Below are 9,536 nucleotides of genomic sequence, written 5' to 3' on the forward strand. Positions count from 1 at the left end.
AAAAGGCCCACGTTATAAATAACGTGGGCCTGAATAGTGGCGGAACGGACGGGACTCGAACCCGCGACCCCCTGCGTGACAGGCAGGTATTCTAACCGACTGAACTACCGCTCCACTGTTCCCGCTTGGGGAACGAGGCGCATATTACGGTGTGCCTCCGATCTCGTCAACGCTTTTTCTCACGTTTTGAATCGTTTGCTGCAAAATTCACCCAACCGATGATTTTACAGGCATTGTGGCGTTTTTTCAGGCGCGCCACATACAGCTTCCGCCCTTCTTCTGCACCAGGTCGAGGCGGGATTCATGGTTAAGTAGCTCTTCATCACTGGCTAAAACAACCCGCAAGCGGCTTGCCTGACGGACAACGCGCTGAATGCCCGCTTCGCCCTGCGTCTGCTGTGACTCATTTTCCATGCTGAACTTCATCGACGTCTGTCCGCCGGTCATTGCCAGATAGACGTCGGCCAGGATCTGGGCATCGAGCAATGCCCCGTGCAGCGTTCGCTTGGTGTTGTCTATTTCGTAACGTGAACAGAGCGCATCGAGGCTGTTACGCTTGCCGGGAAACATCTTCCTCGCCAGCGCCAGGCTATCGGTCACTTTGCAAAAGGTGTTTGTTTTCGGAATATCGCGATGGAGCTTACTAAACTCATAGTCCATAAAGCCGATATCGAACGAGGCGTTATGGATGATGAGTTCGGCGCCTTTGATGTACTCCAGAAACTCGTCTGCCACCTCTCCAAAGGTCGGTTTATCCAGCAAGAACTCATCGGCAATACCGTGAACGCCGAACGCCTCTGGATCCACCAGCCGATCGGGTTTGAGATACACATGGAAGTTGTTCCCCGTGAGACGACGGTTCACCACTTCAACGGCACCGATCTCAATGATCTTATGCCCTTCGTAGTGCGCGCCGATCTGGTTCATACCGGTGGTTTCGGTATCGAGGACAATCTGGCGAGTAATTGCAGTGCTCATAGCGGTCATTTATGTCAGACTTATCGTTTAACTGAACGTTTCAAATACAGGAAGTCTACCAGAGATGCGTAAACAGGTAGAAATTTTCACCGATGGATCTTGTCTCGGCAACCCAGGGCCCGGCGGCTACGGCGCGATTATGCGCTATCGCCAGCATGAAAAAACTTTTAGCGAAGGCTATTTCCTGACCACCAACAACCGTATGGAGTTGATGGCGGCCATTGTGGCGCTGGAAGCCTTAAAAGAACACTGCGACGTGGTGCTCAGTACCGATAGCCAGTACGTGCGCCAGGGTATCACCCAGTGGATCCACAACTGGAAAAAACGCGGCTGGAAAACTGCGGATAAAAAGCCGGTTAAAAATGTCGATCTCTGGAAGCGGCTGGATGCGGCATTAGGTCAGCACCAAATAAAATGGGAATGGGTAAAAGGGCATGCTGGTCACCCTGAGAACGAACGCTGCGACGAACTGGCGCGCGCGGCGGCTTTAAACCCGGCCCATGAGGATGCAGGCTACCAGCCTGAATCCTGATCAGGGCTTTCTGTACTGCCGCGTTGCGCCAACGGTCTGCCGGATAGGCGTTTTCGATTTGCTCTGCTTCATCGGGTTAAGCGTAAGGGGGATGGTTCGCTTACGCGCGACGATAAACTGCATGCAGCCTAAGGCGGGCAAATGCGTGCTTAACAACACTCCCCCCTTCCGCGCCCACGGCAGTACCTGAAAACCGCCGTAGCAGAGCACTTCAAAGTTCAGCAGTGAAAGCCAGTCGAGCTGGCGCATCATGGTGAACATTCGGCTGTTATAGGGTGGCGTTCGGCGCAGCACGGGTACCAGCTTGCGCAGCCCCATCAGGCTCAGCGGATTGAATCCGCTGAGGATCAGCCAGCCGTCATCAATCAGAACGCGATCGGCTTCACGCAGCATACGGTGAGGATCGCTGCACCAGGGCAACGCGTGTGCAAGAAGGCATGCATCAACGGATTTCTCTGCGAATGGAAGATGCAACGGGTCTGCCTTCACCTGAACCGGCGATCCGCCGAGAGAGACGTTAACCTGATGTGAGATAGCGCAGCTTTCGGTATTGATTTCCGCGCTGAGATTGCCAATCTTAAGCAGGTGAAAGCCATACATTTTCGCGAGCCAGGGCTTCAGCTGCTGCTCCAGTGCTTCGCGATAGTATTCACCCCAGGGCAATTCCGCCCAACGTTCCGGTGCTGCGACAGTCTGAGGTATCCTTGCCGGTTTCATCAAAACACCCGCCACGCTATAAGAGGTAATGTATGAATCTTATCAGTATTCCCGCTTTTGAGGACAATTACATCTGGGTTTTGGTCGATGATGATCGTCGATGCGTCATTGTCGATCCCGGCGAATCCGCCCCTGTACTGCGCGCCATAAATGATAACGGCTGGCAGCCTGACGCCATTCTGTTGACGCATCATCATAACGATCATACTGGCGGCGTACAGGAACTGCGCGCCCAATTTCCGCATCTTGTGGTGTACGGACCGGCTGAGACACAAAATAAGGGAACGACGCAAGTAGTCGAAGAAGGCGAAAATATCCTCATCCACGAGTGGGAGTTTTCCGTATTTGCTACACCGGGTCACACTTTTGGACATCTGTGTTTCTACAGCAAACCTTATCTTTTTTGTGGCGACACCTTGTTCTCTGGCGGCTGCGGAAGACTGTTTGAAGGCACGCCGGAACAGATGTATCAGTCTTTACAAAAGATTAGTGCGTTACCGGATGACACCCTTATTTGTTGCGCCCATGAGTATACATTAGGAAATATGAAGTTTGCTGCAAGCCTCTTACCCGAGGATCGGGCGATTCAGGATTATTATCACAAAGTGAAGGAGTTACGTGCAAAAAACCAAAATACACTGCCCGTAATTCTGAAAAATGAGCGCCAGATTAATTTATTTTTACGAACAGATGATATTGATTTAATTAATAAAATTAACCAAGAAACAAATTTGCAACAACCAGAACAGCGATTTGCATGGTTAAGGTCAAAGAAAGATAACTTCAGATAAATGCGGGTTGCCTTTTCAAAATTTCGCCGTTATCATCGCTCGTCTTTTAAGCAACTATTGACACACACATGAAGGCAAAAGCGATATTACTCGCCTCTGTCCTGCTTGTAGGTTGCCAGTCGCAGAACGGCAGCAACGTACAACAGCACGCACAGAGCCTTTCTGCAGCTGGTCAAGGGGAAGCAGGGAAGTTTACAAGTTCGGCGCGCTGGATGGACGATGGGACATCTTTCGCGCAGGAGCAAGACTTGTGGACCTCTATTGGCGACGAGCTAAAGATGGGAATTCCGGAAAACAGCCGGATTCGCGAACAGAAACAGAAGTATTTAAGAAATAAGAGCTATCTCCACGATGTAACGTTACGGGCAGAGCCGTATATGTACTGGATAGCCGGGCAAGTTAAAAAACGTAACATGCCTATGGAGCTGGTACTCCTACCCATAGTGGAGAGCGCTTTTGACCCACACGCGACGTCTGGCGCCAATGCCGCAGGCATTTGGCAGATCATTCCGAGCACCGGGCGAAACTATGGTCTGAAACAGACCCGCAACTATGATGCGCGTCGCGATGTTGTCGCTTCAACGACAGCCGCTCTCGACATGATGCAACGTCTGAACAAGATGTTTGACGGCGACTGGCTGTTAACGGTCGCAGCGTATAATAGTGGCGAAGGTCGTGTACTGAAGGCAATGAAAGCGAATAAAGCACGGGGTAAATCCACCGATTTTTGGTCGCTCTCACTGCCACAGGAAACGAAGATTTACGTACCGAAGATGCTGGCCTTGAGCGATATTCTCAAGAACAGCAAGCGTTACGGTGTACAACTGCCAACACCAGACGAAAGTCGTGCACTGGCGCGCGTGCGCCTCAGCAATCCGGTTGATATTCAACAAGTTGCTGATATGACGGGTATGTCGGTAAGTAAATTGAAAACCTTTAATGCAGGCGTTAAAGGCTCGACGCTGGGGGCAAGCGGCCCGCAGTATGTGATGGTTCCGCAGAAACATGCGGCGCAGTTACGTGAGTCTTTAGCATCGGGTGAAATTGCCGCCGTTCAGTCAACGCTGATCGCCGATGCTTCATCCGTTAGCAGCCGCAGCTATAAGGTGCGTTCAGGGGATACCCTTTCAGGCATTGCCTCACGTCTTGGCGTGACGGCGAAAGATCTGCAGCAGTGGAATAATCTGCGCAGCTCTGGGCTGAAGGTGGGTCAGACACTGACCGTGGGTGCAGGTAGCAGCGCACAGCGTCTCGCCAGCAACAGCGATAGCATCACCTATCGCGTGCGCAAAGGCGATTCACTGTCCAGTATCGCAAAACGACACGGCGTGAACATCAAAGATGTGATGCGCTGGAATAATGATACTGACAATCTGAAACCGGGCGACCAGCTGACGCTGTTTGTGAAGAACAGCGCCACGCCAGACTCCTGATAACACGATCGAAAGATAAAAAGGCACCGATTCCCCTCGGTGCCTTTTTTGTTTATCCCGCTTTTTGCGCTTCAGCCATGATGGTATCGCTCGTAAATGAGCCATCCGCCTGCAGTTCAAAGTACGCCTTCACCTCTGCGGACGCACTCTCCTGGTAAAGCCTAATCGCCTGGCTTAACGCCTCCGGGGTACGCATACGGGCTATCCAGGAGCTGAACTCCAGCGGTAAACGGTCTGTTATTAACGAGCGCGCAATCAGCCCGGCTTCAGTGATAAACGATAACCACTCCCCGCTGGCGTAGTTTTGCACGTGCGAGGTGTCGCGCAGCGCTTCGACCGTCTGCAGCCAGATATTACGCACCGGATGTCCGGGAGACATCACGTCCATAATGATGAAGGTGCCACCCGGCTTCAGAACACGTCTGACTTCGCGCAATGCCTGGCCGACGTCATGCCAGTGGTGTGCGGAATACCGGCTGATCGCGACATCAAACGACGCGTCATCAAACGGTAAAGACTCCGCATAGCCCTGCCGCGTATCTATATTTTTCAGCCCTTTCGCTTTCGCCGCCTCAGCAACGACGTCCAGCATCTGGCTCGATAAATCATATGCGGTAACGTGGGCTACCTGCTGCGCAGCCGTAAAGCTGGCGTGCCCTGCCCCACATCCCAGGTCCAGCACGTGCGCCTGCGGGAATGCCGCCAGACGTTCACCGAGACGCACCAGATCGCGACCTGAAGCATGCACGGCGCTGCTCAGATAAGCACTTGCCTGAGAACCAAACTGTTTTTCTACGTTGTCATGATGGGAGTGTGTTGTTGTCATCGTACTGTCCTTTGTTGGTTAAAAATAAAAGGGCAGCACCCGCGCGGCCTGCCCCACGGCAGACCTGACACACCATTATTTATCAGGTTTGCCGGGACTGAATTCAACGAGTAGAGGGTTGTGATCCGAAGCGCGCGTCACCAGTACAGAGGCGTCGTGCACGCTTAAACCGCGATAGAAGACAAAGTCGAGAGGACGACCAAAAGCTTTTTTACGCTGGTCATCACTGAAGCGAACTTCACGCAGCGACATTTCGCGCGCAAAGCGATACAGCGCATTCATGCGCGGACGGCTCCAGGCATTAAAATCGCCGGCCATGATGATGGGCCCGCTGTGATGCGCAATCTGATCGCCAATAGGAAGTAACTGCTTACTATACACATCCACGCCGAGGCTAAAGTTTACCGCGTGGATATTGACGACCATCAGCATACGGGTATCCGGCAGCGGATAGACCGTCACCAGCGCTGATTTCGCCAGACGCAGGATAGGTTCGCGCTCGCGGAGCGGGCAACAGTAGACCGGATGGGCAGCAGAAAGCGTCATTACGCCAGAGGGATGCTGCGGCAGAACAAATGCCGGCACCTGGTCGGCGGCAAGGTAATTCGTGGTGGCAAACCGTACCAGTTCAGGGGTAGTTTGCGCCTCCTGGAGCAGAACCAGGTGGGCATCTTTTCCAAAATTTTTGAGTACCGATAACCACTCCGCGCGCTGCTGCTTGAAGATGTTCCAGACCAGAACCCGGATTTTATCATCGCTGCTTAACGGTGTGCCGGCGGGTAATGCCTGGCTTATGCTCGCAAACGACCCCGGAGGTAAGATCCTCTCCGCGGGCATTCCGGCAACATAACGCATGGCATAGGTATTTTTTCGCACTTTTGGAAACAGCCCCTGTAACATGAACCAGCCCTGAAAACGGACTGGTTCTAATGTTATAGGGACTTTAGGTCACACTTTCAACGCAATTTCTGAGAAACCGCTTTCCAGTTTTGTAAGCAAGCACTTACTGATGTTATCCCAGCGCTACGCGGGCTGGCTTATCGAGGCGTCCACTCAGGCCAATCAGCAGGAAGGCGACCAGGACAATCACCGCGCCAATCCATGGGGTCTGGGTTAATCCGAAGTGTTCGACGGTTTGTCCGCCAATAATGGAGCCCAGCGCGATACCAATATTAAAAGCGGCAATATTCAGACCGGATGCCACATCCACCGCATTCGGCGTATAGAGCTCGGCTTTCTGGACAACGTAAACCTGAAGCCCTGGCACATTACCGAAGGCGAAGATCCCCATCACCAGTACCGTGACCAGCGCGGCGTATTGCATTGAAGCCGTGAACTGGAAAATCATCAGCAGAACCACCAGGGCGGCGAAGATAAATTTCAGCGCCGGTACCGCACCATGCTTATCCGCAAGCTTACCGCCCCAGATATTGCCAATGGCCACAGAAATACCGTATCCCAGCAAAATCCAGCTCACGGCATTCGGGGAGAAGCCCGCCAGGTCCTGCATCATCGGTGCCAGGAAGGTGAAGGCAGTGAATACGCCGCCATAGCCCAGAGCCGTAACCGCATAGATGATAAGCAAACGCGGATGGGTAAGCACTTTCAGCTGATCGCGCAGGCTGGCGCTCGCCCGGCCTGGAATATTCGATGGTACCAGCAGCAGGCTAGTCACCAGAGCGATAACGCCCAGTAAGGAGACGGCCAGAAACGTTTCACGCCAGCCGAAATGCTGTCCGATAAACGTTCCCAACGGTACGCCTGTGACCAGTGCGACGGTCAACCCACCGAACATGATCGCGATCGCTGAAGCCGCTTTCTCTTTGGGGACCAGGCTGGTTGCAATAGTGGAACCAATCGAGAAGAACACGCCGTGTGCCAGACCGGTCAGCAGGCGGGCAATCACCAGCGTGGTGTAGTCCGGTGCCTGCCAGGCCAGAACGTTCCCGGCGGTAAACAGCACCATCAGCGCGACTAACAGCTGCTTACGCGGAAAACGTCCGGTCAGGGCCGTCAGCACCGGCGCGCCGACGGCAACGCCCAGGGCGTAGATGGACACCAGTAACCCGGCTGAGGGCAGCGAGATGGCAAGCTGGTTAGCGATGGTGGGAACCAGTCCCACGATAACAAATTCGGTCGTGCCAATTGCAAAGGCACTGATCGTCAGGGCAAGTAGCGCCAGTGGCATAAAATACTCCGTATCATCAGGATTAAGATGACAGGCAGTATGCGCCAGTGCTTAAATAACAAAAATGGTCAAAATATCAATAGAATTTTGCAGGTGGTGCAACAATGAAAGCTACGTCTGAAGAGCTGACAATCTTTGTCGCCGTCGTCGAAAGCGGCAGCTTTAGCCGCGCAGCCGAGCAGCTGGGACAGGCTAACTCGGCCATTAGCCGTTCGGTGAAAAAGCTGGAGATGAAGCTTGGGGTGAGTCTGCTCAACCGAACGACGCGGCAGCTCAGTCTGACGGAAGAAGGGGAACGTTATTTCCGCCGCGTGCAGTCGGTGCTGCAGGAGATGGCCGCAGCGGAGACGGAGATTATGGAAACCCGCAGCACGCCGCGCGGGTTGCTGCGCATTGATGCTGCCACGCCGGTTGTGCTTCATTTTCTGATGCCGTTAATCAAACCTTTCCGTGAACGCTATCCGGAGATGACGCTCTCTCTGGTCTCGTCCGAGACGTTTATTAACCTCATCGAGCGGAAAGTGGATGTGGCTATTCGGGCGGGAACCCTGACGGATTCCAGCCTGCGGGCCCGCCCGCTGTTTGCCAGCTATCGTAAAATTATCGCGTCGCCACAGTATATTGCTGAACATGGTAAACCGGAGACGGTTGAAGAACTGAAGCAGCATCTGTGCCTGGGCTTTACGGAGCCGGTGTCGCTGAACACCTGGCCTGTTGCCTGTCATGATGGCCAGCTTCATGAAATTACCTGCGGGTTATCGTCTAACAGCGGAGAAACGCTGAAGCAGCTTTGCCTGGAAGGGAATGGGATCGCCTGCTTGTCAGACTATATGATTGATAAAGAGATAGCGCGGGGTGAACTGGTAGAGCTAATGGCCGATAAACGTTTGCCGGTAGAGATGCCTTTCAGCGCGGTTTATTACAGCGACAGAGCGGTAAGCACGCGCATACGCGCCTTTATCGACTTCCTGAGCGAGCATATAAAAACAGCTCCCGGAGGAGCTGTGTGAGGGTTCGGGTTACAGAGGGAGGGTCTTATTAATCCCAGTCAGGGGCTAAACCTTCCGGGCTCACCAGGCGGTCGTTGCACTCCAGTGCTGCGATCGCTTTTTTATCATCGTCATCCAGATGAAGATCCAGCGCTAGCAGGTTGCTGGCCAGGTTTTCGCGCTTGGTTGATGATGGGATCACGGCATAGCCTTCACCCATTGCCCATGCCAGAATAACCTGCGCAGCAGTCGCGTTATGTTTCTCTGCGATACGGATAATTACCTCGTCTTTCAGAGCCTTACCGTAGGCCAGCGTCATGTAAGAGGTAATATGGATCCCGTGCTGTTTTGCCCAGTCCACGACTTTGCGGTTTTGCAGGTATGGAGACAGCTCGATCTGGTTGGTCGCAATATTCTCAGCGCCAACAGCGGCAATCGCCTTTTCCATCAGCGGGATGGTGAAGTTGGAAATACCAATTTCACGGGTCAGGCCCTGCTTTTTCGCTTCCAACAGCGCCTGCATGAACTCTTCCACAGAAACGGCATCGTTCGGTGACGGCCAGTGGATCAGCGTCAGATCGACATAGTCGGTACGCAGTTTCTTCAGGCTCTCTTTCAGGCTTGGAATGAGCTTGTCTTTGCTGAGGTTTTCGATCCAGATTTTGGTGGTGATGAACAGTTCATTACGCGGTACACCGCTCTCTTCAAGAGCCTGTCCAACGGCAGCTTCGTTTTCATAGATCTGTGCCGTATCAATTGCGCGATAGCCAAGTTCAAGAGCGGTTTTAACTGATGCGATAACTACGTCGTCTTTCAGGCGGAAAGTGCCCAGACCAAATGCAGGGAGAGTCATAATATTCCTCAATCGTTATGTTCGTTAACTGAGGACGATTATCGCTGGCGGTGTTATAGAGAAAAAGATCGTAAAACGCAGAGGATTTTTGCTAATTTCGCAATAATTAATCGTCAGATATGAAAAAAGCCCTGAGCGTTAACTCAGGGCTTTTAATAAGTGGCGGAACGGACGGGACTCGAACCCGCGACCCCCTGCGTGACAGGCAGGTATTCTAACCGACTGAACT

10 protein-coding genes and 1 tRNA gene are annotated in these 9,536 nt (G+C 53.0%); 4 read left to right on the plus strand and 7 right to left on the minus strand.

Annotated features, from left to right (window positions below; all coding sequences use genetic code 11):
- Window positions 1–37: 37 nt before the first annotated feature.
- Window positions 38–114: transfer RNA gene (locus tag HBA26_RS18090), tRNA-Asp, on the minus strand.
- A gap of 132 nt (window positions 115–246) precedes the next feature.
- Window positions 247–978, minus strand: coding sequence for a DNA polymerase III subunit epsilon (dnaQ, locus tag HBA26_RS18095; protein ID WP_028015611.1), 732 nt, complete (start codon window positions 976–978; stop codon window positions 247–249).
- A 64-nt stretch (window positions 979–1,042) separates the two neighbouring features.
- Here dnaQ and rnhA point away from each other — a divergent pair, with 64 nt between their 5' ends.
- Window positions 1,043–1,510, plus strand: coding sequence for a ribonuclease HI (gene rnhA / locus HBA26_RS18100; protein WP_028015610.1), 468 nt, complete (start codon window positions 1,043–1,045; stop codon window positions 1,508–1,510).
- Here rnhA and HBA26_RS18105 read toward each other — a convergent pair whose 3' ends face one another.
- Window positions 1,511–2,227 (minus strand): class I SAM-dependent methyltransferase, encoded by a 717-nt coding sequence (locus tag HBA26_RS18105; RefSeq protein WP_028015609.1) that lies wholly within the window; start codon window positions 2,225–2,227, stop codon window positions 1,511–1,513. It lies immediately after the preceding gene.
- A gap of 32 nt (window positions 2,228–2,259) precedes the next feature.
- On the opposite strand from HBA26_RS18105, the gene gloB reads away from it, so the two are divergent.
- Both gloB and mltD read left to right on the plus strand, forming a co-directional pair.
- Entirely contained in the window at window positions 2,260–3,018 is a 759-nt protein-coding gene (gloB, locus tag HBA26_RS18110) for a hydroxyacylglutathione hydrolase (protein ID WP_126346144.1), read from the plus strand.
- A 68-nt stretch (window positions 3,019–3,086) separates the two neighbouring features.
- Window positions 3,087–4,451 carry a murein transglycosylase D gene (gene mltD / locus HBA26_RS18115; protein ID WP_028015607.1) on the plus strand — a complete coding sequence of 455 codons (1,365 nt, stop codon included), beginning with the start codon at window positions 3,087–3,089 and terminating at the stop codon, window positions 4,449–4,451.
- 52 nt (window positions 4,452–4,503) lie between these two features.
- On the opposite strand, the gene HBA26_RS18120 is transcribed toward mltD, so the two are convergent.
- The 3 genes from HBA26_RS18120 to HBA26_RS18130 form a co-directional block, all read right to left on the minus strand.
- A complete protein-coding gene (locus tag HBA26_RS18120; RefSeq protein ID WP_048960747.1) occupies window positions 4,504–5,277 on the minus strand; it encodes a class I SAM-dependent methyltransferase in 774 nt (257 codons plus the stop codon).
- Between the two features lie 75 nt (window positions 5,278–5,352).
- Entirely contained in the window at window positions 5,353–6,153 is an 801-nt protein-coding gene (locus tag HBA26_RS18125) for an endonuclease/exonuclease/phosphatase family protein (protein ID WP_028015605.1), read from the minus strand.
- Window positions 6,154–6,289: 136 nt separating this feature from the next.
- Entirely contained in the window at window positions 6,290–7,465 is a 1,176-nt protein-coding gene (locus HBA26_RS18130; RefSeq protein WP_028015604.1) for an MFS transporter, read from the minus strand.
- 104 nt (window positions 7,466–7,569) lie between these two features.
- Between HBA26_RS18130 and yafC the strand changes: the two genes are divergently transcribed.
- Window positions 7,570–8,475, plus strand: coding sequence for a DNA-binding transcriptional regulator YafC (yafC, locus tag HBA26_RS18135; protein ID WP_028015603.1), 906 nt, complete (start codon window positions 7,570–7,572; stop codon window positions 8,473–8,475).
- A 28-nt stretch (window positions 8,476–8,503) separates the two neighbouring features.
- On the opposite strand, the gene dkgB is transcribed toward yafC, so the two are convergent.
- On the minus strand, window positions 8,504–9,307 hold the full coding sequence (gene dkgB, locus HBA26_RS18140) for a 2,5-didehydrogluconate reductase DkgB (protein ID WP_028015602.1): 804 nt from the start codon (window positions 9,305–9,307) through the stop codon (window positions 8,504–8,506).
- Between the last annotated feature and the right edge of the window lie 229 nt (window positions 9,308–9,536).

The sequence above is a fragment of the Enterobacter sp. 725m/11 genome, assembly GCF_011683705.1.
GTDB lineage: Bacteria > Pseudomonadota > Gammaproteobacteria > Enterobacterales > Enterobacteriaceae > Enterobacter > Enterobacter bugandensis.